19 protein-coding genes are annotated in these 25,100 nt (G+C 43.7%); 7 read left to right on the top strand and 12 right to left on the bottom strand.

The window, feature by feature from the left end; genetic code table 11:
* Positions 1-188 precede the first annotated feature (188 nt).
* From glnA to HUZ36_RS11515, 6 genes are all read right to left on the bottom strand, one after another.
* The gene (gene glnA, locus HUZ36_RS11540; protein WP_128731747.1) at positions 189-1,595 is read right to left on the bottom strand and encodes a glutamate--ammonia ligase; all 1,407 of its coding nucleotides are present in this window, start codon (positions 1,593-1,595) and stop codon (positions 189-191) included.
* Positions 1,596-2,526: 931 nt separating this feature from the next.
* A complete protein-coding gene (locus tag HUZ36_RS11535) occupies positions 2,527-3,249 on the bottom strand; it encodes an ABC transporter ATP-binding protein (RefSeq protein WP_128731748.1) in 723 nt (240 codons plus the stop codon).
* A 26-nt stretch (positions 3,250-3,275) separates the two neighbouring features.
* Complete coding sequence (locus HUZ36_RS11530) at positions 3,276-4,526, bottom strand: efflux RND transporter periplasmic adaptor subunit (protein ID WP_225740789.1); 1,251 nt, start codon at positions 4,524-4,526, stop codon at positions 3,276-3,278.
* Between the two features lie 150 nt (positions 4,527-4,676).
* Positions 4,677-5,972: a sensor histidine kinase gene (locus HUZ36_RS11525; RefSeq protein WP_147390088.1), complete on the bottom strand. Its 1,296-nt coding sequence runs from the start codon at positions 5,970-5,972 to the stop codon at positions 4,677-4,679.
* Positions 5,959-7,326: a sigma-54-dependent transcriptional regulator gene (locus HUZ36_RS11520; protein ID WP_176032913.1), complete on the bottom strand. Its 1,368-nt coding sequence runs from the start codon at positions 7,324-7,326 to the stop codon at positions 5,959-5,961. The genes HUZ36_RS11525 and HUZ36_RS11520 overlap by 14 nt, the downstream gene beginning before the upstream one ends.
* 30 nt (positions 7,327-7,356) lie before the next feature.
* Complete coding sequence (locus HUZ36_RS11515) at positions 7,357-9,801, bottom strand: ABC transporter permease (protein WP_176032912.1); 2,445 nt, start codon at positions 9,799-9,801, stop codon at positions 7,357-7,359.
* A 369-nt stretch (positions 9,802-10,170) separates the two neighbouring features.
* Here HUZ36_RS11515 and typA point away from each other — a divergent pair, with 369 nt between their 5' ends.
* The gene (typA, locus tag HUZ36_RS11510; RefSeq protein ID WP_125251358.1) at positions 10,171-11,991 is read left to right on the top strand and encodes a translational GTPase TypA; all 1,821 of its coding nucleotides are present in this window, start codon (positions 10,171-10,173) and stop codon (positions 11,989-11,991) included.
* 74 nt (positions 11,992-12,065) lie between these two features.
* Here the strand turns inward: typA and HUZ36_RS11505 are convergent, their stop codons facing one another.
* The 5 genes from HUZ36_RS11505 to HUZ36_RS11485 all read right to left on the bottom strand — a co-directional run bounded on the left by HUZ36_RS11505 (position 12,066) and on the right by HUZ36_RS11485 (position 19,333).
* Positions 12,066-12,914: a CZB domain-containing protein gene (locus tag HUZ36_RS11505; protein ID WP_125251359.1), complete on the bottom strand. Its 849-nt coding sequence runs from the start codon at positions 12,912-12,914 to the stop codon at positions 12,066-12,068.
* Between the two features lie 44 nt (positions 12,915-12,958).
* Entirely contained in the window at positions 12,959-14,053 is a 1,095-nt protein-coding gene (locus tag HUZ36_RS11500; RefSeq protein ID WP_176032911.1) for an ABC transporter substrate-binding protein, read from the bottom strand.
* Positions 14,034-16,103: a GNAT family N-acetyltransferase gene (locus HUZ36_RS11495; RefSeq protein WP_176032910.1), complete on the bottom strand. Its 2,070-nt coding sequence runs from the start codon at positions 16,101-16,103 to the stop codon at positions 14,034-14,036. Before HUZ36_RS11495 ends, HUZ36_RS11500 begins: the two co-directional genes overlap by 20 nt.
* Positions 16,081-18,246 carry a DNA helicase II gene (gene uvrD / locus HUZ36_RS11490; protein WP_176032909.1) on the bottom strand — a complete coding sequence of 722 codons (2,166 nt, stop codon included), beginning with the start codon at positions 18,244-18,246 and terminating at the stop codon, positions 16,081-16,083. Before uvrD ends, HUZ36_RS11495 begins: the two co-directional genes overlap by 23 nt.
* A gap of 139 nt (positions 18,247-18,385) precedes the next feature.
* Entirely contained in the window at positions 18,386-19,333 is a 948-nt protein-coding gene (locus HUZ36_RS11485) for a chemotaxis protein CheV (protein ID WP_176032908.1), read from the bottom strand.
* Between the two features lie 122 nt (positions 19,334-19,455).
* Between HUZ36_RS11485 and HUZ36_RS11480 the strand changes: the two genes are divergently transcribed.
* Positions 19,456-20,535, top strand: coding sequence for a potassium channel protein (locus tag HUZ36_RS11480; RefSeq protein WP_176032907.1), 1,080 nt, complete (start codon positions 19,456-19,458; stop codon positions 20,533-20,535).
* Between the two features lie 170 nt (positions 20,536-20,705).
* Here HUZ36_RS11480 and HUZ36_RS11475 read toward each other — a convergent pair whose 3' ends face one another.
* Complete coding sequence (locus HUZ36_RS11475) at positions 20,706-21,167, bottom strand: EVE domain-containing protein (protein ID WP_176032906.1); 462 nt, start codon at positions 21,165-21,167, stop codon at positions 20,706-20,708.
* A 125-nt stretch (positions 21,168-21,292) separates the two neighbouring features.
* On the opposite strand from HUZ36_RS11475, the gene tesB reads away from it, so the two are divergent.
* The 5 genes from tesB to HUZ36_RS11450 all read left to right on the top strand — a co-directional run bounded on the left by tesB (position 21,293) and on the right by HUZ36_RS11450 (position 25,092).
* A complete protein-coding gene (tesB, locus tag HUZ36_RS11470) occupies positions 21,293-22,150 on the top strand; it encodes an acyl-CoA thioesterase II (protein WP_128731758.1) in 858 nt (285 codons plus the stop codon).
* Between the two features lie 347 nt (positions 22,151-22,497).
* The gene (locus tag HUZ36_RS11465) at positions 22,498-23,166 is read left to right on the top strand and encodes a CsgG/HfaB family protein (protein ID WP_125251367.1); all 669 of its coding nucleotides are present in this window, start codon (positions 22,498-22,500) and stop codon (positions 23,164-23,166) included.
* Positions 23,167-23,200: 34 nt separating this feature from the next.
* Positions 23,201-23,545 carry a DUF4810 domain-containing protein gene (locus HUZ36_RS11460; protein WP_147390096.1) on the top strand — a complete coding sequence of 115 codons (345 nt, stop codon included), beginning with the start codon at positions 23,201-23,203 and terminating at the stop codon, positions 23,543-23,545.
* Position 23,546: 1 nt separating this feature from the next.
* The gene (locus tag HUZ36_RS11455) at positions 23,547-24,206 is read left to right on the top strand and encodes a DUF799 domain-containing protein (protein WP_176032905.1); all 660 of its coding nucleotides are present in this window, start codon (positions 23,547-23,549) and stop codon (positions 24,204-24,206) included.
* Between the two features lie 85 nt (positions 24,207-24,291).
* Positions 24,292-25,092, top strand: a complete 801-nt coding sequence (locus HUZ36_RS11450) for a VOC family protein (RefSeq protein ID WP_125251370.1) — start codon at positions 24,292-24,294, stop codon at positions 25,090-25,092.
* Positions 25,093-25,100 lie beyond the last annotated feature (8 nt).

Here is a 25,100-nt window from a genome sequence, read left to right as displayed (position 1 = left end):
GGTATAATATGCTGAGTTTTTACTCATCAAATGCGATTTCGGCCGAATTTGATAGCGGTGAATAAAAAAGCCCGCATAAGCGGGCTTGAGAACACATATGATTAAGAGTGCCAGAAACACATAATGCGTTTAGGCTCTACAAGCTCAATATCTGCACATTGAGCCAAGTAGCAGGTTTACTACAGAGCTTATACGCTGTAGTACATTTCGAACTCAACAGGGTGAGTTGTCATGTTTAATTTTTCAACTTCTTTTGACTTAAGCGTGATGTAAGCGTCAATTAAGTCGTCAGTGAATACGCCACCTTGAGTTAAGAACTCGCGGTCAGCATCTAGCGCAGCAAGTGCTTCATCAAGTGAAGCCGCAACGGTAGGGATCTCAGCTGCTTCTTCTGCTGGCAAGTCATATAAATCTTTATCCATTGCATCACCAGGGTGGATCTTATTCTTGATACCATCTAGGCCAGCCATTAACATTGCAGAGAAAGCAAGGTATGGGTTTGCAGTTGGATCTGGGAAGCGTACCTCAATACGACGCGCTTTTTCTGATGGCACCACTGGAATACGGATTGATGCAGAGCGGTTACGTGCAGAGTATGCAAGCATTACTGGCGCTTCAAATCCTGGTACTAAACGCTTGTATGAGTTAGTTGATGCGTTAGCAAAGGCGTTTATTGCTTTAGCGTGCTTGATGATACCGCCGATGTAATAAAGTGCATCTTCAGATAGACCGCCGTATTTATCGCCAGCAAAAATGTTTTTACCATCTTTAGCTAATGATTGGTGGCAGTGCATCCCTGAACCGTTATCGCCAACAATAGGTTTAGGCATAAACGTTGCTGTTTTGCCGTATAGATGTGCCATGTTGTGAATAACATACTTCATTTCTTGGATTTCATCTGCTTTTAGCACCATAGTGTTAAAGCGAGTTGCAATCTCATTTTGGCCAGCGGTTGCCACTTCATGGTGGTGCGCTTCAACTACCTGACCCATTTCTTCTAACACGAGGCAAGTAGCGCTACGCCAGTCTTGCGAAGAGTCAACAGGTGCAACTGGGAAGTAGCCGCCCTTAACACCTGGGCGATGACCTGTGTTGCCACCTTCGTAATCTTTGTCCGAGTTCCAACATGCTTCTTCTGCATCGATTTTATACATTGAACCAGACATGTCTGTTTTAAACTTAACATCGTCAAATAAGAAAAATTCTGGCTCTGGACCGAATAAAACCGTATCTGCGATACCCGTTGAGCGCATGTATTCTTCAGCGCGCTTTGATACTGAGCGAGGGTCGCGCTCGTAGCCTTGATGTGTATTTGGCTCAACCACGTCACAACGTACAATAAGGGTTGTTTCTTCTGCGAATGGGTCTAGCTTTGCGCTTTGTGCATCAGGCATAAGCACCATGTCAGATTCGTTGATGCCTTTCCAACCAGCAATAGATGAGCCGTCAAACATCTTGCCGTCTTCAAAGAAATCTTCATCGGCTTGATGGTGTGGGATAGATACGTGTTGTTCTTTACCTTTTGTATCAGTAAAACGTAAATCAACAAATTTTACGTCGTGCTCTTTAATAAAATCTAAAACCGATTGTGACATGTGTCCTCCGACTCGTTGGGTTATTTTGCTGCAATGTACTGCAATTGAACACAGATAAGCTTGATCTGTGCCAAAGTTTTATCAGTATGATAAGTAAAGGCTTTTTAAGTATTTCATGACGTGTCAATTGTTGTGTTGCACCAAATTGGTGCTCTGTTGCTACACGGTGGTGCGCAAGTGTAGTGCTGTTCGTTCCATGCCTTTATTACTTTTACCTATAAATGAATGTGGGTGCTGGCTTTCGCTGTGAGTAACGACCTATTCTGTAATTACCGCCGTTCTCTATCAATTTGCTTTGTAGCACGCTGCTAATTTCGAATTCAGATTAGTTTAAGAACCTCTGTTAGGCAAAATGATTGGGCTGATATTTTGATAAAAAGTGCAACATGCGACTTCATTACTACTGGTCTCAAGGAGTAACGAGATCAGTGTGAAATCGCTACATCCTACTGTGTCTCTGATCTATAAAGCGGCTTTAGGAGCCTTAGCGCCGTTTAGCATTTGGGTAGGGTGGGCAGCGCTTAATTAGCGTGTCTGCTGCGCAGCCCCACATAGATGTGGGGGAAGGTGACTTTGCATGAGCACCAAGTTTTTATCATCTGACTCACATAAAATAACTATGCTACGCAAGCTCTGCCTTGCATTGATACCAAGTAAACTGATGCGACAATAATACCAATTTGACTTAATACTTGCTCAATTTGAAGGAGTCAATCTGGCGCTAACAGCGTTAAAAATTTCTTATTTAGAACAACTAAATAGCAAAATTTTTGCTTTGCTTACACGGAGGTAGGTACCTTGGCGATAGCAGGACGCGGTAGCGGGGTTATCGACAAGATTTTCTCGCCTCAACATAGACCACTTAATTAAGAAAATTGGTATTACCCAGCACGCATGCCCGTGCTGAGATACTTTTGATTTCCGAATACTTTTAAAACGCATCAACCAGTGTAGGGTGAGCTGTTTGCGCTTGTGGAGCCAGTATCTTTCCATCTAACAGATGTAGCTTGCGTGTTGCCATATCTGCATACCTGGGATCGTGCGTTACCATGCATAGTGTTGTGCCTTCCAAGTTTAGTGTTTTAAGCATATCCATTACCGCATCCCCATTTTTAGAATCGAGGTTACCTGTCGGCTCATCCACAAGCAGTAAAGCAGGGTTACCTACCAAGGCTCTGGCAATCGCTATCCGCTGCTGTTGTCCACCAGATAATTGATTAGGGCGGTGCTTTGTACGATGTGCCATATCGACTTTTGTTAGGCAGCTCATTACCGCTTGGTCAATGTCCGAGTTACTCATTGGGTTTTGACGGTAGCGTAATGGTAGCGCAATATTGTCATACACAGAGAGTTCGTCGATTAGATTAAAAGACTGAAATATAAATCCAATTTTTTCATTTCTGATATGTGCGGCAGCGGTCAAGCTAAGTTGGCTGACTTCTGTACCTTCAATAACATAACTCCCTGTGCTGGGCATATCGAGTAACCCGAGGATGGAGAGTAGAGTGGACTTACCGCAGCCAGATGGGCCACAAATTGAAACAAAATCACCTTTGTCAATCTCGAGGTTAATTCCACGTAATGCGTGTGTCTCCATTTCTTCAGTGCTAAATACTTTGGTAATATCTGACATCTTTAAAATCGTTTCTTTCATAACTTAGTCCTAATATTGAGGATGACTTACTGCATGATCCGTACTTGTTTTGCATTTTTATAGGTGCTGGTATCGGATAATATAATTTGTTGATTGGCCGAGATGCCGCTTTCAATTTGCAAGAACTTTCCGGCATCAATACCAAAAGAAACTAACTGAGGCACCGCAATATCCTGCTCTAACACAAACAATGTTTGCTGACTATGAGATTGGGTATTACTGGGGCGTTCCACGTATAAAACGTTTTTGAGTTGATGTGTGTTGATCTGTGCATCAACATTAAGTTCAGGCCTTGCTGAATCAGGCACGCCATTGATAAAGGTGAGCTCAACTTCAATCGTTCCCTCTTGGACTTGAGGGCTGATGCGAGTCACTTTTGCTTGTACTTGTTCACGGCGAGTATTGACCATTGCTGATTGACCAACTTGAATTTGCTCTGCTTTGGATTGTGATACTCGAACTAAAGCTTGGAGATCCTTACTGCTCCCGACTTGTGCCAGCTCTTGACCTGCAACTACGCTTTGACCTAGCTCAACGGCTAAACGTTGTAAAACGCCTTCTGTGCCAGCCCGTACGGTTAGTTTTGCTTCCCGCTCTGCTAATCGAGCAAGGATCGAGTGTGCTTGATTGATAAGCTCTTGTGATATGGTTAAATCTTCAGAATGTACCAACTTTAGCTGCGCTATTCTTTGCTCTTGAAGCTTTACCCGCTCGGCAAGCTGCTGCTCCTCAAGTTCTGCTGTCTTGACCTCAATTGCTGGCACTACACCTTGATCTCTTAATGTTTGCTGGGCTTCACGGCGCATAACAAGTGATTGGTGCTGACTGGTTAGTTCAGCTAATGTAGCCATTTCCATCAGTAGCTCACGCTGATTGGCCAGCTTTTGTCGGCGAAAGTTGGCTTGTTGACGATTAAGCTCCATTTCTGCACTTTCCAGCTGTTGCGTGAGATCTGGATCTTGCATCTTTAGAATAATGGTATCGGGCTTAACAGCTCCACCAGGGCGAACAAGTATTTCATATACGGTTGCTGGGTCTTGTGTAGTGATGAGTTTTTGTTTATTTGAGCGCAGTACCCCATAACCATCAACACTGACATTTAAGTCACCTTGTTTTACTTGCCCCACAATGATCGCCTGTCTTTGCAATTTAAAATCATCTGAGGTTGAAAATAGCTCAAGGCTAAGCCAAGCGAATAGGAGCACCATCGACACACCGATGATAAGCCTCACTTTTTGCAAAGGCCTTACTTGCTTTTGCTTTACTACATCCATCATAAGTTACCTTGATTGGTTCGATTAACTTACTTTGAGCAAGCCATATGCCAAATTTTAAACCATTGATCTAGTTATTATTTTATATTCTTGTGATGGAGTGGAGTCCGATTATGGACGCTGTGTTATAAAAACTGGACTGTAAGATAAGCATTAATTTATCAAAACAGGAAAGCTCAGCTGGCAAATAGCTCCCGTTTTATCTTGTCGGTTGGTTAGGTTGATCGTGCCCGACATTTGCTCAACAAAGTAGCGACTGATATACAAACCTATCCCTTCTCCTGCTTGTTTTGTTGAGTAAAAAGGCACAAAGAGGTTATCGCTGTTTGCCACCCCGTTTCCTTCATCAATGACTTCAAAATACGCCATATTATCTTTGGTATATATTTTCAGTGTAATGGTGGCGTGAGCAGAGCTTGCCTCTATCGCATTTTTTACAATATTTATTAAAACTTGATTGATAAGCGTTGGATCAACATGAAAATAGGCTGGCGATAACTCAACTTGCCATTGCACCTCTGGGAAAAAGCTTTGAATCGACTGACTCAGCTCTAAGCCTGATATTCGCCGAAGGTCGACTTTGATTGGTTGATTTAATTGGCTGTATTTGTGGATGAAATCCTGCAAGTGAAAACATCGTTCAAGTACGATATTAAATGCCTCATTATCTCTGGGGTCTTTGGCTCGAGTCTGTAAACGCTCAAGTATCGCTGAGACAGGAGTAAGGGAGTTGCGTATTTCATGACTAATGACACGTATTAATCGCTGCCAAGCTTGTAACTCTTGATCGCGCAGCGCTTGATGAATATCAATGCAAGCAACGAGATGGTAAGAGGAATTTTGTCGGGTAAACGTACTGTGTCTCACTTGCCATCGCTTATTCCGCTCAGGGTCGATGAAATGCCAATTAGGTTCAGGTGTTAGCCCGATTGCTTCTGGTGGACTGTATCTTAGTGTTTGCCACGGTTTTTGGAAAAGTTCTACGCATTCGTCATTACCAAAGCATAGTTGCATACGTTGGTCGAAAATAAAGATGGGAGTGTTTAACACGCTGATTAACTCTGCAACTAAAAAGGACTGTACATCTTCATCTGTTTTTTCACTTTGAAGCATTTCAGAAACACCATTTAGTTGCTGGTGCAGATGCGCAACCACCCCTGTTGAGAATGTAGGTTTAGCTCTGAGGCTAAAGTCGCGCTTTAGCCATGCCTCTGCTTGGTAGCTACATCGCTCAAATGAGTGTTTGCAGCGCATGTAGAGTTGTCTGAATAGTAGACCCTGCATAATCAAAAAGCTGGTGATAATTAGCGCGGTTGATGTAGACAAAGCCGTCGGCAAGTTTATGTCTAAGTGCCAACTGAGTGCAGCAACCCCGAAAACTTCAACGGCTACCAACAATATAAACTTAACAATAAAGTAGCCCGCTAGAGGTTCTTTAATTATGGCCATACTTTTCAAGACGACGGTAGAGCGCTTGCTTAGTAATACCCAATAACTCAGCGGCTTGCTGCTTGTTTCCAGAGGTATTTGCTAGCGCTTGTGTGATTAATTGCTGCTCAGCTTGCTCCAACGTAATAAGAGGCAAGGGGGCGGTTGCACTGCTGCTTAGCGATAAGGAAGATGATGCACTTAGTTGTAGTTGTTCAGTGCTGATCTCTCCTGTGCGGCTCAATAAAACGGCACGCTCTAATAAATGACTCAATTCCCTAGTATTACCTGGCCAATCATACTGTTTTAGTTGCGCTATCGCCATGGGTGTAAGTGAGCATTCACTTTTTCCATATCGGTTACCATGTGATTTGATAAAATGTCGAGCGAGTAACTCAATGTCTTCTGGGCGTGAGCGTAAAGGCGGGATCTCGATAGTAAAGGTGTTGATGCGGTAAAACAAATCTTGACGAAACTCTGCTTTGGCGATTTGTTGCTCCAATTTGGCATTAGTCGCACTGATTAGTCTGACATCGGCTATTTCGGTTTTACTTGAACCCACAGCTTCATATTCTCGAGATTCAAGGACGCGAAGTAGTTTACTCTGCTGATTAATGGGAAGTGTGCCAATTTCATCTAAGAATAAGGTGCCGAGGTTAGCCAGTTTAAATCGTCCGGCACGATCAGATTTAGCATCGGTAAACGCGCCTTTGGTATGACCGAATAGTTCACTTTCAAACAGCTGATCGGGAATGGTAGCCATATTTACCGAGATAAATGGTTGCATCGCTCGCGTTGAGTGCTGGTGGATCCACTGCGCTATCAGGCTTTTGCCAACACCGTTTTCTCCAGTAAGGAGAATATTTGCATCGGTTGGTGCCATGATCTCCAGCTGCTCCATCAGTTGCTGCATCGCATTGCTCTGCCAAAGCACGGTGCTTTTCTCTCCAGCCAGCGCATGTTGTAATGCCTGATTTTTATTACTCAGTTCACTGAGTTGGAGTTGGTGGCGAATGACTTGCTCGAAACGTTGGTTTTTCCATGGTTTTTCTAGGAAGTCCGCAGCACCAAGCTGCATTGCTTGTACAACTAACTCGGTATGTGACCATGCCGTCATTGCGACCACGGGGATGGTGTTGCCCAGCTGCTGTTGTTGACGTAAAAACCTAAGCCCTTCTTGTCCAGAGGTGGAATCTAGCTCAAAGTTCATATCGAGCAAAATCAGACTAGGCTGGCGTTGTTCGAGGAAAGTGAGTGCCTGAACCGGATTTTCGACTTCTTCTACAGCTAAGCCTAAATCTTCCAGTACAAATCTTGCTGCTAATCGGACTTCTCTGTTGTCTTCGACTAGTAATATTAGTGGCTTGGCACTCACAGTAAACTTCCTTGATGGTAAAAAATGTTATTATTCTCCGCGCAGTGCGTGCAGTGCTGGGCGGGCAATAATGTCTCTGGCAGAGGCTAGGGTCACACCAGTAACTAAAGTTATCACAGCCGCCAACGATACTAGCCAGTGCACAATACTACTGGCTGTATTAGGTACAAGCGTATCCTGAAGTGCTGAAATACTCAATAAAATACATGCAGATGCACAAACCGCGATAAGTAGGGGTCGCAAGTTATCCTTTAATATTAGAATCAATACGGTTATCGGTGTTGCGCCTATGGACATTCTCACCCCCAGCTCGAAACGGCGTAATGCAATGTTATATTTGCAGACACCATAGATCCCGATTGCAGCTAGGACTAAGGCAATGACAGACAATACCAATGTAAAGATACTAGCGACACGATCTCGCTGTAAATGTGTTGCAAGTAGTGTTGTTGTCGACTGAAAATTATAGACTCGCATCTGTGGGTGAATATCGACCAAAAGCTGGTTTATTTCTGCTTTGCTGATACCTGTATTGGCCTTAGTTTCAATCATGATAAAAGGGTAGCCAGTTGGTATTGCGGGAATAAAAATTCTAGCAATATTTGGCTGATTAGGTAGATAAATATCATCGACTACGCCAATAACTTCAACACTGTTTTGACTGTTACGGGAATATAATTTGGCACCGAGCACTTGTCCTCTTTCTCTAAGCTGCCTTGCCAGATACTGATTGATAATAACGACGGACTCGTTGTTAATGGCTTCTTCCATCGTGAAGGCTCTACCATCAATGAGCTTGGTTCCGAAAGCGTTAAAGTAAGATGCCGTACCAGCCGTGCTTTGAAATTCAAATGAGTTTTTCTTGATCCCTGGCTCAAATTGCATCTGACGACTAGAAAAGCCAGGAACCCAATAAGAAATGGGAGGGTAGCCGCCGATCCCTGCATGCTCGACTTGTGGTAATGCCCGCAGGGAGTCTAATGCTGAGAGTAATAGCTGCCGGCGTTCCTCAAGCGTCATTTGTTGCAGTAATGTGCCAAGATTCAGTGCCACTTGGTAGGTATTTTGTTCTTTTATGCCCGTTTCACGCTGTAAATGCTGCCAGCTTGTTTGAAATACACCAAGGCAAACGGTAAGCAAAGAGAGGCAAATAAGCAGTTGAAAAGAGATGAGTAAGTTACGGGTGGTAGCAGAGATTTGTACACCAGTCCCTTTACCACTGCTTTGTAATTGGCGAATAATGTTCTGATAATTAAGCTGACGGCTGACAATCCAAGCGAGCATCAAACACAAGGCAACACTAGTAATTAAAGCAAATACCACGGTATGCAGTTCAAGTTGTAGTGTTTGCAAACGCGCAAGAGGCCCCGCCATGCCAGATTTTAGTAACCAGATAATAGCGGTTGCGACTACAAGGGAAATCGCGGCCGCGCAGGTAAACAAGAGCCCTAACTCTGTTACTATGTGATGAAACAAGTGGCTTGGTCTTGCACCTAAAGCAGCTTGAACAGCAAAGTTTCTTTGTTGCTCTACAGCTCGCGATAGTACTAAGTTACAGATATTACTTAGTGCAATTAACAACAATACAATGCTGCCAAGTAACATCATCAAGCTGACCTGTGAGGCATCGCCAACAATACGAGTTTTGAACGGGATCAATTCCAGTTTGACTCTACTATTTGCGAAATCTTGCATACCTCTGGTTTGCTGATGTAGCTGCTCATTAAACCAGTTTTCCAGAGACAGCTGTGCTGTTTGAGAGTCTGCTGACTTATGTAATTTTAGGATCTGGTAGGTTTGAATGTTGTTACGTTGCCACTGAGGAGCCGGTGAATCGTTGTAGTCATAGGTTAGCCAAACATCAGTATGCCAATTTGGTGTTGAAAGCACTGGTTCGTCAAATTGTGAGGCCGTTACACCAATAATTCTGAAACTGACGCCTTTAAAAACCACCGTTTTTTCTAAAACATCAGGGTTACCAGCGAAATATTGTTGCCACACAGAATATGAAATCATTGCAACCGGCTGCTGACTACCTAGACCTTCATCGCTGGAAAAGTAGCGACCGAGTGCCATCGGTGCATCAAGTAACTGCATGTACTCAGGGGTGATGGCACCGATATTAAATGTAGGACTACTTGGTAAGCTTTGCTCCACATCAATACTAATGTTTTGTAGTGCTATGTTTTCAATCTCGGGGAATTGGGGTTGTTTCTCATAAGACGTTAAGCTTCCAGCGTGTGGAATAAAGTTGCTTTGTTTTATTTCATTATTGTCATCGACTAGCGCGCCGCGTAACAACATCAACCGCTCCGCATCTGGATAAGGGAGTGGTGCTGCGAGTAATTGATAATTGAGGTTGTATGTCGACACCAAAGCACCTAGTGCGAGCCCAAGTGTCAGAATAATAGTGACTGTATAACTGATATGACGTTTGAGCCGTTGCCAAGCCATGTTTATTGAATGTGTTACCATATTTGCTCCAAGTACAGTGAGGTGTCACGATGGTTTATTATTAATATTTCACCTTGATTGGTACTTTAGCAACGTATGTGCCAAACGCTATTGTCATGATATTAATAGGCTTTATTGTATTTTTGCAAGGGCTAAGTCCAGAATCGGACGAGCAAAGTATTGTAATCGGACTCGACCTAGTCGCGTTTTACTGCCCTCTTTACCAGAGAAATTCATGCTAGATTATTGAAAAAAATGTTGGATAAACTTTCATCTGTCACATTAATAGTAGATAATACGCGACCTTTAATTCTCAATCGGGCAATCTCAACGCGCATTTTTGCGTAGATCGACTAGGATCACTGAGGGCCAACTTCACTGAGTAATAATATGAGCATCGAAAAGTTAAGAAATATCGCGATTATCGCGCACGTAGACCACGGTAAAACAACGCTTGTAGACAAGCTACTTGAGCAATCAGGTACACTACAGCAGCGCGGTGGTAATGAAGAGCGAGTGATGGACTCAAACGATCTTGAAAGAGAACGTGGTATCACCATCCTTGCAAAAAATACCGCAATCAAGTGGAACGACTACCGTATCAATATCGTAGATACTCCGGGACACGCCGACTTCGGTGGTGAAGTAGAACGTGTTCTTTCGATGGCTGACTCAGTATTACTACTAGTTGATGCACAAGAAGGTCCGATGCCACAAACGCGTTTCGTAACACAAAAGGCGTTTGCTCAGGGTCTTAAGCCTATTGTTGTAATCAACAAAATTGACAAGCCGGGCGCTCGTCCTGATTGGGTAATGGACCAAGTTTTTGACCTATTCGACAACTTAGGTGCAACTGACGAACAGCTAGACTTTAAAGTGATTTACGCATCAGCAATCAACGGCTGGGCAACACTTGATCTAGATGAGCCGTCTGACAACATGGAACCAATGTTCCAAGCTATCGTAGATGAAGTTGAAGCGCCTAACGCGGATCCTGAAGGTCCGTTCCAGATGCAAATTTCTCAGCTTGATTACAACTCATACGTAGGTGTTATCGGTGTTGGCCGCATCAAGCGTGGTTCAGTTAAGCCTAACCAACAGGTGACTATCGTCGGTGCTGATGGTAAAACACGTAACGGTAAAGTAGGTCAAGTACTTGGTTACTTAGGTCTTGACCGTCATGAGGTTGAGCAAGCAACTGCAGGTGATATCATCGCAATCACAGGTCTTGGCGAACTGAAAATTTCTGACACTATCTGTTGCCAGAACAATGTTGAAGCATTGCCTCCGTTATCTGTTGATGAACCAACAGTAACAATGACTTTCTCTGTAAACACGTCTCCATTCTCAGGCCAAGAAGGTAAATACGTCACCTCGCGTAATATCCTTGAGCGTCTAGAAGCTGAGCTTGTGCACAACGTTGCACTACGTGTTGAAGAAACCGATAACCCAGATAGCTTCCGTGTATCTGGTCGTGGTGAACTTCACTTGGGTATTCTTATTGAGAATATGCGTCGTGAAGGCTACGAGATTGCAGTATCTCGTCCAGAAGTAATCCTACGTGAAGTTGATGGTCAGCTAGAAGAGCCGTACGAAACAGTAACCATTGACTGTCAAGAAGAGCACCAAGGTTCTATCATGGAGCAGCTTGGTCTTCGTAAAGCAGAAATGACTGACATGTCTCCAGATGGCAAAGGTCGTGTGCGTATGGACTTCATGATGCCTGCACGTGGTCTAATTGGTTTCCAAACAGAATTTATGACGTTAACGTCTGGTTCTGGTTTGATGTACCACACGTTCTCGCATTACGGTCCACACAAAGGCGGTAACATTGGTCAGCGCAAGAATGGTGTACTAATCGCGAATGCACCAGGTAAAGCGCTAACAAACGCACTATTTAACCTACAAGAACGTGGTCGTCTATTTATCGGTCACGGTGTTGAGGTTTACGAAGGTATGATTATCGGTATTCATAGCCGTGACAACGACCTAACGGTAAATGCACTTAAAGGTAAGCAGTTAACTAACGTACGTGCAGCAGGTACTGACGAAGCACAAAACCTTGTGCCACCTATCGTGATGTCGCTAGAACAAGCGCTTGAGTTCATTGATGATGATGAGCTAGTAGAAGTAACGCCTGAAAGCATCCGTATTCGTAAGAAATTACTGACTGAAAGCGAGCGTAAACGCGCTAGCCGCCAAGCTAAGTAATCACTAATCTGAGCTCAGATTATAAAGTACAAAACGCCGCGAATAGCGGCGTTTTTGTGTGTAACTGTATAGTGTTAAAACAAACCGTACTCTTCGGTTTCTTCTGGCTCATAATGTTGTAAATGTTCTGGTCGGAAAATAGCACTAGGGTCAATCAACACGCTGTGGCGTTCACCCATTTTTACTAATCCTTTCATTAATTTCTTCGTTTGTGCATCGATCTCGAAGCCAATACTGGTCATTTCATGAAGTGACTTGATATCGCTTTCTTCACAGTGCACGTTATCTTCGACTTTGTCGACAAGCAAGCCAATATGGGGGCTTTGGCCATCCTGGGTCGTGAATACAATAATAGGCTTATGATCTAGCATAATTTGGTCGCGGGCAGACTCAAAGAGTCGCATGAGTTTATTGAATGTCGTTCTTTTCTCTCGCGCTAACATGTCTAATGCTTCTTGCTTGTTGCCTTTGGCACAAAGGGTGAGGAGTTTATCGGCTAACGCATGTAACTGTTCATGTGGGATCTCAAAGCGTTTTAGTAACGCTTTGAGATCATCATTGTCAGTTTTAAAACTATAAAACCATTGTCCAAAAGCGCACTGTTTTGGATCTTTCGCTTTTAAAAAAGGGGCATCATTAAAAATACTTGCTTCTAGAGCGTGTAGCCATTCTTTATGGTCTTCTTCTCGCTTTTTAAGCATGTCTACAAGTTCTTGGTTAGTATCATAAGAAGAACGTTTGTTGAGGATGATCCCTAAGTCGAATATGGGAGTGGGTATTCCCATATAATCTTTAACACCAAGAAAGCTCGGGTTGTCGTTAGGTAAGTCTGTTAAGTTTTCTTCGTAACGCTCAGTTAATAAAATATCGAGGATTTGCAGTGATATTGTTTTTTTTCCGACCCGAAAGTTAATTAAATCCATGTCAGCCTCGCCTATAGTCAATCTCTCCTAAGGATAGAACATTATTAGAAAAATGAGCGGTAAACTGGCAATTTCTTTTGTCCAGGTTGCAACATAAATACATCACGAATAAGTTGGTTATTTTCTAACTGATCTTGTAACGCATTCAGTAGGCAGGTACTTTGCAGCGGCAACTGACAAGCTTGAATAGCGCTGGTGAGTAAATAGGCGTTGAGAAACCCTTCAAACACCTGTTCATTTAAGGGCAGGTTAGTTTGATTGATGGTCTGTCGGAAGTGATCACACAGTTGTGCTTTGCAAATCACAGGATCAGGGACAACTTCGGTGACGAGTACCTTAGGCTGTCCTTTGAGGCGGGCAAATAGCTCGTTAGAAGAAGCAAAAGAAACCGTTGCATAGTGTGCTTCTAACCCTGAAAATTTTGCTTGATTAATAAACTTGGCTAAAGGCTGATAGGTACCAACCATGGCAAACGCCTCTATTTTATGGCGCTTAGCTCGTTTCAGTGCTTTATCTATATCGTCACTATTACGCCTAAAGCGTGTAATAACAACAGGCCGCATGCCATGTTCTGACAAGGCTTTGGTCAGGCCTTTTTCAACCGTTAAGCCAAATTCATCTGCTTGAATAAGTAAAGCAATACGTTTGAATTTTAGCTCATCTACAAAGTAGTGAATGATATCTTGGGTTTCTTTATTGTAGCTGGCGCGTAGGTTGAATACATCGAAGGTAGTAGGGTTTTGTAAAAACTCAGCGCCTGTGTACGGCATTAATAAAGGGATGTGGGAGTGCTCTAGTATGGGCTTAATTGCATAAGAGGTGGGGGTGCCCATTACTCCAAATAACGCATCTACTTTGTGTTCATAAATAAGCTTGCGTGCATTGATGACGGTTTTATGCGGTTCATAACCATCGTCTAAGGCTTCGAGCGTCACAGGCAACGCGTCAGCCGGTTTATGCTGATTATAGTGATCCAAGTGTAACTCTGCACCGGCTTTTAACTGCTGACCAATCTCCTGGGCTGGTCCTGAAAGTGCCGTCGACATTCCCATTTTGACCGCTTGTTTGGCAGATAACGGAAGGCTCGAGCTCAGAATCATGACTGCCAACAGCAGCAGTTTAATGCCGGAAATATTCATATACTTGCTGTAAGGCCTCTCTTAATTTAATAACTAATGCTTTTTTACCAGAAAGTCCTAGCATTTGCTGTACGACTTGGGTTGCATGCTGCTGTAATACTAGCCTAATAATTAATTCTGAGGAAATATTAGTTAAGCTTTTAACTAATATTGGTTGTAGTGTGACAAGTTGCCATAAAAAGGGGCATATTTGTTGTTCATTAGGTGTACTTTGTGAAAGAAAGTGCAGGTAGCTCAGTTGCTCACTACTTACTTGCTGTGATTGTAGTGTCGCCAAGACCGCTGTGACGGTACTAGTATCAAGGTGTTGATAAGTCGTACGTAACTGGTAGACAAACCCTTGCCTAAATAACGCTTGATAAGAAGCCGATATTGGCTCTTTTCTGGGCTTTAGAGCAATCAAGGCATATTCACCGCTGGCTTTATCTTGTTTAAAACCGATTTTTAAAGGTTGGTATCCTTGCTGATGCCAAAATGTCAGCAACTCGGTGGTGAGGCCAAAACTGGTACCAACTGCGCTGATATGCCTAGGCAACGAGTTCTCAACAGCGCTTAATAGTTGGCTGCCAATCCCGCGACGCTGCATATCTGGGTGTACTGCAATACGGATAATGCGAGCATGATGAGCGCTAACAAAGTGGCGATCGCCGTAGGTGGTGGCGAGCTGTTGTGACATCAGGTGCCCAGCTGGCCTGCGCTTACCATTGATAATATCCTGCGCCAATGGGTCAGGCATTCCGCCTTCTAATACCGCGAGACAAATTGCTACCAACTGATCATCGCAAAAAGCGCCGTACAGGTACAGATCTGGTGCATCTAACAGTTGTCTCAAATCATCAACACTGGTTTGATAATGCGCCAATACTAACAAAGAAAACACCTGTTCAAGCAATGTGTTATTCGTAGCCAATTCGGCTTGTGTAATTGCGCGCATTGAGTACTGATAAGAGGAGGAGGGCGGTTTGATTTTACACTCTAATGCGAATAACCGCCGAATTTGTTGCTCTAATGGATCATTGGACGCATAACGAATAGGTGATGTTAGAGTGAAATCAAGATGTTTTGGGTAGTGGGTGGCAAGGTGGCGTTTAAACCTTAAGGTATAGCCCCGGCCATTTCCTTCATAACCTACTAAGGTACTCGAAAATACACAACGAAAGCCAAGCTGCGCAACTTGAATTAAAAAAGGCACTGGCAGTGTGGCTGCTTCGTCTATTAACAAAATCGTATTGCTATCCAGAGATGGCGCTTGCTGTAGTAACGCATCTGGTGCTAGATAACTTAGATTGGCGAGTGTTTTGCTATTGTGCTTGACGGGCTGATTGAGTGTATTCGCACGCATCGCAAAACAACTGTGCAAAGCATGGAAATGACGGCTGCAAATAACAAATGGTTGTTCAGGCAGCTTTGCTGCTAGTAACCCTAAAAGCGCACTCTTACCGCGTCCGCGATCGGCACTGAGCAAGATAGGAGTATGGTTATTTATTAGTGCACTAGTGATGCGGGATAATACGTGTTGCTGCGCTTCGATACCGCACGTCGTCGGGCCCGATGGGTGGTAATTTTTGGGCAGCGAGCTTTCGTGTTTTTCGCTAATTTGCCAAGCTGGTTGGTGCTGCCATAGTTGCTGCCATCGGTTTAAAAAGTAGCTGTGTGTTGGCGCATACCCCTCTGAACTCCAGCGTTGAATTGCGGAGTCTATCCAGTGTTCCAGCTCGCTCAACTCAGGAAGTAGTAGTACAAACAAACCGCCCGCTTTTACGGTACCGGCAGCTGCTGCGATTTTGTTGGGGAGAATCCCACTAAAGCCATCGTAAATTAGGTGGTCAAACTCTTGTCCAAGTATTTGATGTAAGTGATCCGGCCATATTGCTTGGCTAAGTAATTGGTTATTACTGAGCACCAAACAGTCACTTGATTGCGTAAGCAGTTGTTCAGATTGTTGATAACACCAAGCTTGGCGACCAGTGACGAGCAACAGCTGCCGATGGCGGGCATCAGCAAGCTGTTTGAGTAAGGTTGGGAGGTTAGAGTGCTTGTAATCTAGCATAGGCTGTCACTAACCACTTGCTACCCACGTCATCAAAATTGACTTGAATACGTGATTGCGCTCCTGCGCCTTCGTAATTCAATACGGTGCCTGCACCAAACTTCGCATGTAGTACACGTTGTCCAAGGTTGAAGCCACTTTCTTCAAAAGTTGCATGGCTGATTGAAGGGCTGAATCTCCCCGTATTTGCAGGGCGAGAGATTTGCGTTTTAATTCGGATCTCTTCCATACAGTCTTCAGGGATTTCTCGGAGGAAACGTGATGGGCTGTGGTGCTTTTCTTGACCATATAAACGCCGACTTTCTGCATGGCTAATGTAAAGCTTATCCATGGCGCGTGTCATACCAACGTAGCAGAGGCGGCGCTCTTCTTCTAGTCGACCGGACTCTTCATTACTTTGCTGTGATGGAAACATGCCTTCCTCCACACCAACCATAAATACTAAGGGGAATTCTAGACCTTTAGCTGAGTGCAGCGTCATCATTTGCACTGCATCCTCGTGCTCGTCTGCTTGGCCTTCACCAGCTTCTAATGAGGTATAGGCTAAGAAGCCCTGTAGCGGTGAAGTGAAGTCTTCATCAATAGGCAGTTCATACTGACCACAGGCGCTGATGAGTTCTTCCAAGTTTTCTACTCGTGCGCGGCCTTTTTCGCCTTTTTCTGCTTGATACATAGCCATCAAACCTGACTGTTCAATCGCTGTCTGTGCTTGCTGCGCAAGTTCCAGTTCAGTGATTTTGTCGTCTAGTTGTTCGATTAAGTCGATAAACTTAGTGACTGCGGTGGCGGCTCGCCCTGCCAAATGTTTTTGCGCCAGCACTGCTTTTGCTGCATCCCAAAGTGACAAGGATTCATGACGTGCACAGTCGCGAATATGACTTAGGGTTTTATCACCAATCCCCCGTGCTGGAGTATTAATAACGCGCTCAAAGGCGGCATCATCGTTACGGTTACTGATAATGCGTAAGTAAGAAAGCGCATCTTTTATTTCTTGGCGTTCGAAAAAGCGCATACCACCGTAGATCCGGTACTTTAGTCCTTCTTGCAGTAGTGCTTCTTCTAATACCCGTGATTGTGCGTTATTTCTATACAGCACCGCGCTGTCGCTCAGCGCATTACCAGCTTGCAGCCATGACTTGATTTTACCCACGACAAATCTTGCTTCATCAAGCTCATTGAAAGCCGCGTAAATTGAAATGGGTTCACCTTGATTACCGTCCGTCCATAGGCTTTTTCCCATACGCTCTGAATTATTTTCAATTAGCGCATTTGATGCTTTTAGAATCGTCGCGGTAGAGCGGTAATTTTGCTCAAGGCGAATGGTCTGTGCGTTAAAGTCATCTAGGAATCGTTTGATGTTTTCAACTTTTGCACCGCGCCAACCATATATACTTTGGTCATCATCGCCTACGATCATGATGTTGTTTTCGCTTCCAGCAAGCAGGCGTAACCATAAGTATTGAATACTGTTGGTATCTTGGAATTCGTCTACCAGCATGTGGCGAAATCGCTGTTGATAATGACGCAATAAAGTCGGTTGTTGCTGTAACAGTTCATAACAGCGGAGTAAGATCTCAGCAAAATCAACCAAGCCGGCTCTGTCGCAAGCATCTTGATAAGCGCTGTAAACTTTTAACATCAGTTGTTCATTGACATCATATGCTTGAATATCTTTTGGCCTTAACCCTTCATCTTTTCGAGCACTGATATACCAGCTTAACTGTTTAGGTGGCCATTTTTTCTCATCGATATTCATAGCTTTGAGCAAGCGGCGGATCATCCGCTGTTGATCATCGCTGTCTAAGATTTGAAACGACTCAGGCAGTTTTGCTTCACGATGATGGGCGCGTAACATTCGGTGAGCAAGGCCGTGGAAGGTACCAATCCACATACCACCAACAGGAGCACTTATCGTTGCCTCGACGCGCGCACGCATTTCTTTGGCAGCCTTGTTGGTAAAAGTTACCGCGAAAATACTAAACGGCGAGGCATGTTCAACTTGCATAAGCCAAGCAATGCGGTGAACAAGTACTCGTGTTTTACCTGACCCCGCGCCCGCGAGCACTAACATGTTTTGCAGAGGAGCTGCGACTGCATCGCGCTGTTTGTCGTTAAGGCCGTCGAGTAGTTCTGATACGTCCATTGCTTTGCCTATTTGCTCAAATGATGGCAAGTATACCGAGTCACTGGGTTAAATCCCAGCATCTCGCTAAGTAAAGCAAGGCTTAGAAAAGCAACGCTATGATTTATAAGAAAAATAAAACTGTTTTTTTATACAGTGTTTATTTGTTTTCTAACACGTCTTTCAGGCGGCTCTGCACTTCGGTCACTAACAAGTCGGGCTGAAATTTTGACAAGAAGGCATTACATCCAACTTTTTCGACCATAGCATTATTGAAACTGCCGCTCAGTGAGGTATTAAGGATGACGTAAAGATCCTTTAGACGACTATCGTTACGGATCTCATAAGTCAGGCGATACCCGTCCATAACGGGCATCTCGGCGTCGGTGATAACTGCTAAGAGTTCGTTTTGTACATCAATGCCTTCATCGGCCCAGTGTTTTAGTACATTCAGCGCCTCTTGGCCATCAGTCGCTGGGATTATCTCGATTCCCAGCTGCGCTAATGTATCGGCCACTTGTCTGCGTGCGGTAGGGGAGTCATCCGCATGTAAAATCTTGCGACCATGAAATTCATTGATAATGGCTTTATCAAGAATACCTTGTGGGATCTCGACGGTGTACTCAACAATTTCAGCTAACACTTTCTCTACATCAATGATTTCAACAATATGCTCTACACCACTGCGTTGTATTTTAGTCAATGCAGTAAGGTAGTGGTTACGACCAACAGATTTGGGGGTCGGCATAATGTCTGACCAAGTGGTGTTAATTATTTGGTCGACTTTTCCAACTAAAAAGGCCTGAACCGAGCGGTTATATTCGGTGATGACTAGATTGCAATCTTTATCTCGTTCGCATGGCGGCATACAGATAGCTTGGCGCAGATCAATAACTGGGATCGACTCTCCGCGGATATTGGTTACACCGCACACTTTGGGATGGGCATTAGGCATCTTATTGAGGTGAGGGAGTTTAACGACTTCTTTTACTTTAAAGACGTTAAGCGCAAAAAAATGGCGACTATGAAGATGAAACAATAGTAGTTCAAGGCGGTTTTCACCCACCAGTTGCGTGCGTTGATCTACTGAGGCCAATACACCAGCCATGTTAACCCCTCATTACTTCTTGTAACCTTTTCTAAGACTATATCAAAGAAGTCGATATGTCGTGTTGTTTTTTGGGTAAAATCTACAGTATGGTAGCAGTATGTATATGATAGGGAAGTAATATGCCTATATTTTTTAAGCGCTTAGTTGTTTTGATGCGAGCTCATGTCGATAAAGCCAGTTGGCAGCTGCTGTTTATGGCAACGCTTATTCACATGTCGGTGACATGGGGGCTATTATGGCTCAGTAATGAAACGGCGTTATTGCCACTAAGTACATTTTTTTATTATTACGTCGTGACGACCTCGACGGTTGGGTATGGCGACTTTAGTGCAACAACAGACTTTGGGCGTTTGGTTGTGGCTACAATACAGATCCCATTTGGCCTAGCGCTATTTGGTGTGTTGTTAGGGAAAGCTGGACAGTTTGTGACGTTTTGGGTGAGAAGAGGCATGACAGGGGAAAAAGATTTCGCACACTTGCAAAATCATATTGTAATTTTTGGTTGGCATGATGTCAGGACAAAAAAGATGGTGGATTACATTTTAGGTGATAACAAGCGGGAAGAAAGAAAGATAGTACTGGCAGTTACTGACATGATGGAACATCCATTATTAAGTTATCCAGATGTCGCTTTTGCCAGATTAACAAGTTTTACTGATGACGAGCAATTAACCCGTATTAATATTGAGCGTGCCGACAAAGTCATTATTGACGGTGACGACGATAATCAAACTTTTACCACTGCTTTAAAACTGAGCCGAGTTGTAAAACCAGAAGCACATATCACAGCCCATTTTTTAGACGACAGTAAGGCACTGTTATTAAGAGAGCATTGTTCCAACGTTGAATGTTCAGCGTCGATGTCTGCTGAAATTTTGGTGCGTGCCATGCAAGACCCTGGGTCAAGTAGAGTACAGGAAGAGTTATTATCAACACTACATGGTGACACACAATTTAGCTTGACCATTCCCGTTGAGGTCGGCAGCTTAACCTTTGAGGATATTTTTGGTTACTTCAAGCAGCATCATGACGCGACCTTATTGGGCGTTGCGCATGATCTCAATGGCTTAAATATGGACCTTAATCCGCCTTTGGATTATCGCATTAGTGGAGGTGATATTTTACATTATATCGCGCCACAGCGTGTATTGGCATCAGAGGTGAATTGGCCAGGGTTATGTTCGAAACCCCACTGTTAATCTTCGGTGCTGTGTGTGCTTCCTGTCACTTTGGTTGCAGGAAGTAAACGCACGAAAGGTCATGAGAAAAATGGGTGGCTAATCGGAACATTATTGTTTTCATGGGTCGCCTTGCTGCTTTATATCAGTATTGTCCCTAAACATGGGTGGAATAAAAATAGGAGCAAGCGTTAGCTCGCTCCTGACATTGCTAATATGGCGTGCCATTCAACATCCACAACTGGCATGACAGATAGCCGACCTGCTTTTTTTAGCGCAATTTCCGTTAATGCTGGATTTGCCTTGATGGCTTGAAGTGTGACAGGGCGCAAATGCCTCTCATAAGCTAAAGTGACCCCGACCCAGCGCGGGTTATCTGTAGAGGACTTTGGGTCGTAGTAGTCACTGTTGAGATCAAACTGATGAGGATCTGGAGTTGCTGCCTTTATCACTCGGGCAATACCAACTACCGCGGGTACTTTGCAACTGGAATGATAAATAAACACCAAATCGCCTATCTTCACTTCATCACGCAAAAAATTACGAGCCTGATAGTTGCGGATCCCTTCCCAAAAAGTCCGCTGTTCAGGTGCATTTTTGAGATCATCAATTGAGAAAGCATCAGGTTCAGTTTTAAACAGCCAATAAGCCATATGGGTTAGTCCAATAGGTTGAGTTATGATGTATTATACTCATTTGAGCAATGTATTTGGATTGGTCAAGGTATTACGTCATTATATCTACTATTGCCAGTTCTACTAGACGTTCGGAGCGCAGCATGAGTCAAGTATTACAAAACCTATTGGATCTTCTTAGCCTCGAGGAGATCGAGCAAGGCATCTACCGTGGGCAGAGTCAAGATCTGGGCTTTCCGCAAGTATTTGGTGGTCAAGTGATGGGACAGGCATTGTCTGCGGCGAAATATACCTTGCCTGAAGGTCGGTATGTTAATTCACTCCATTCGTACTTCTTACGTCCAGGAGATGCGAGTAAGCCGATTGTTTATGATGTTGAGAATATTCGTGATGGGCGCAGTTTTAGCACACGCAGAGTTAGCGCTATTCAGTATGGCAAGCCGATTTTTTACATGACTGCGTCATTTCAAGGGGATGAGCCAGGCTTGTCTCATCAGTCCTTAATGCCAGATGTACCAGAGCCGGAGAGTTTAAAGTCATCGCTTCATTTTTATCAGGAACATACAGACTTAATTCCAGAAACGTTGCGCGCCAAATTTACGCAAGAAATGCCCTTGGATATGCGCCCAGTTAACTTCCAAAATCCTTTTCAGCCTAAAAAGCAATCACCGGTTAGGAACGTCTGGTTTAAAGCTAATGGTGAGATGCCCGACGACCGTCGAATACATAACTATTTATTGGCGTATGCGTCAGACTTTGAGTTTTTGCCAACTGCATTGCAACCACACGGGCTGTCGTTTATGCAGCCGAATATGCAGGTTGCAACCATTGATCATGCGATGTGGTTTCATCGTCCATTTAGAATGGATGAGTGGATTTTGTATAGTGTGGATAGTCCGAGTGCTTCTAATGGCCGTGGTCTTGTCAGAGGGCAGTTTTTTAATCGTCAAGGTGAACTTGTGGCCTCTACTATCCAAGAAGGGGTTATGCGCCAACGTTGATTTGTAGAAAAGTGTAAATTGGCTTCAATATCATACCTTTTTTGTTTAGTGCCGCTAATGGCACTAAGCACCACTCTCCTCTTTCTTCTTTAACACCTTGTATATAAATAACTATTTTCTATAAACCTAGCTAGGTTTAATGCGCTTTGCTGCAAAAGGCAAACAGGTGGCACAAGGCTATACTTAGTATGTCTTGTTACGACTTCACCAAATGTAGTGTGAGGTACACCTTTGACAAACAAAAATTAACATCAAAGCGCATCAAGTTTGATTACATTAGTTAGCAACAAGGCACAGATTATTCTGGGCTGTTTTTACAAGGCCTGAACCTCATTAGGAGATAAACAATGAACAAACAACTCGTGACTGTATTTGCGCTAACTTTTATTGGACTGACTGCGGGTTGCGCAACGGAAGCATCAAGAACACTCGAGAGCCCAAAAGTGGCAACATACAACCAAGCTTACAATGGCCCGAAGAGCCAGTTAGCGGTTGGTAAGTTACAAAACCGCTCCGCTTATCTCAACGGTGTTTTTAATTCTGGCGCCGATCGTCTTGGCTCTCAGGCTAAAACGATTCTTACTACGCATCTGCAACAAAGTAATCGATTTGTCGTGCTAGATAGAGAAAATATGAGTGAAATTTCTCAAGAAGCGGGCTTTTCAGGGGCAAAACAAAAGATCAAAGGCGCTAATTTTGTGGTGACTGGTGATGTATCTGAGTTTGGTAGAAAAGAAGTTGGTGATAAACAATTATTCGGCATTTTGGGTAAAGGTAAATCGCAAGTTGCGTACGCCAAAGTCAACTTGAATATTGTTGATGTTAACAGTTCGGAAGTTGTGTACTCGGTACAAGGCGCTGGTGAATATAGTTTATCTAATCGTGAAGTAATAGGGTTTGGTGGTACTGCCAGTTATGACTCAACGTTAAACGGTAAAGTATTGGATTTGGCCATTCGTGAAGCGGTTAACAACTTAGTAAATGGTATTGAACAGGGCGATTGGCAGCCTTTATAAACCCATTTAGCGCAATCTAATATTCAGGTAAATTATGAAAAAAACGATATTTTTGGTGGTGTTGCTATTGGTATTGTCAGGGTGTCAAAGTACAACACCGCAATATTATTACGGCTCTTATGAGCGCAATGTCTACGCGTTTTTTCGTGGCGATATGGCGGCACTGAATGAACAAATCGCCGAATTAGAGTCTGATATAGCACGTGCTGAAGCTAACCAATTGAGTCCTGCGCCGGGAATGTATGCTCACCTTGGATATTTACATTTACTTCAAGGTGATCAAACAAAGGGATTTAGTTATTTTGAGCAAGAGAAGCAGCTGTTTCCTGAGTCTCAGCACTATATTAACTTTCTCATGGTCAATGCACAGGGAGAATAATATGAAATGGTTCAGGTGCGCGTTGGTATTCGTTACGTTGACTTTGCTAAATGGCTGTAAAACGTCACCAAGTCAAGACTATAGCGCTTTTATTCAAAGTGATCCTAAATCCATCTTGGTATTACCGCCAATCAATAACTCAAATGAAGTTATTGCACCTTACAGTGTGATGGCAACCGTAATACAGCCTCTGGCTGATTCGGGGTACTATGTGTTTCCAGTATCGTTAGTGCAAGAGACATTTAAAAGTAATGGCCTTGCAATTGCACACGACGTTCATAATGTAGCGCCTAGCAAGCTGCACGAGATATTCTCTGCAGATGCTGCTTTGTATATTGAAGTTCAAGATTATGGAACTTCTTATATTGTGATCGATAGCGACACTAAGGTTGCATTATCTGCAAAGTTAGTCGATCTACAAACTGGTCAAGTGATCTGGCAGGGACACGCTCAAGCTGCTAGTAGTGAAGATCGCGATGATAATGATAACAGTCTAGCAGGCGCTTTAATTGGTGCAGTGCTGAATCAAGTGATTGAAAGTACCTTCGATATGGGCTTCGAAGTATCACAAGAGGCATCTCAGCGCTTGCTATCTGCAGGGTCAACAAATGGTTTGCTGTATGGCCCTCGCTCGCCCAAGTACGGTCAATTAAAGGAATAACCCTTGGTTATCTGACTTAGCAGCACTTCATTATTACCAGAACACTGCTATATTCACTTGACTAGGTTTCATTGGAGAAATGGTGATGTCAGTTGTCAGCGAATTTAGACCCGGTTACTTTTGTTGGATTGAGTTGTGCTCAAGTGACTGGAAATCAGCAAAACCCTTTTATAGTCAGTTATTCGATTGGCAGATTCTAGATCAGCCGATAGGTGAAGATTGTTATTACACTATGCTGCAAAAAGGCGCCGATGATATAGCTGCGATGTATCAGATGACAGCTGAGCAGCAGAAAAACGGCGCAGTGAGTCATTGGCTTGCTTATGTTGCAGTAACCCATGTCGATAACAGTGTGGCTCGTGCTGTGGAATTAGGTGCAAAAGTGTTGGCAGGGCCCCATGATGTAGCTGGTGCTGGGCGCATGGTAATGTTGCAAGAGCCTGGGGGTGCCATTTTTGCATTATGGCAAGAAGGTGGGCATATCGGCACACAACGTCAGCTAGAAGCTAATACCCCTTATTGGTTTGAACTGGTGAGTAAAAATAGTCAGAAAAGTCGCGATTTTTATACTTCGTTATTTGATTGGCAAGTTGAAACCAAAGATATGGGGGAGATGGAATATACGCTATTTAAAGTCGATGACCACCCGGTTGCAGGGATGATAGAAATGACTGCAGAGTGGGGGGAGGATATTCCGCCACATTGGATGGTATACCTTGCTGTATTAGATTGTGACAGTAAAGCAGCGCACGCGCAAAAGCTAGGTGGTGAAATATGTGTGCCACCAACAGATGTGCCTGAAGTTGGGCGGTTTTGTGTCATTACAGATCCACAAGGGGCGGTTTTTTCTATGCTTGAGTCTGCAACGGATGATATTTGCGCATAAAATCTGAC

Source organism: Pseudoalteromonas sp. McH1-7 (assembly GCF_013366255.1).
Lineage (GTDB): Bacteria > Pseudomonadota > Gammaproteobacteria > Enterobacterales > Alteromonadaceae > Pseudoalteromonas > Pseudoalteromonas peptidolytica.
This window is presented reverse-complemented; position numbering and strand designations above follow the sequence as displayed.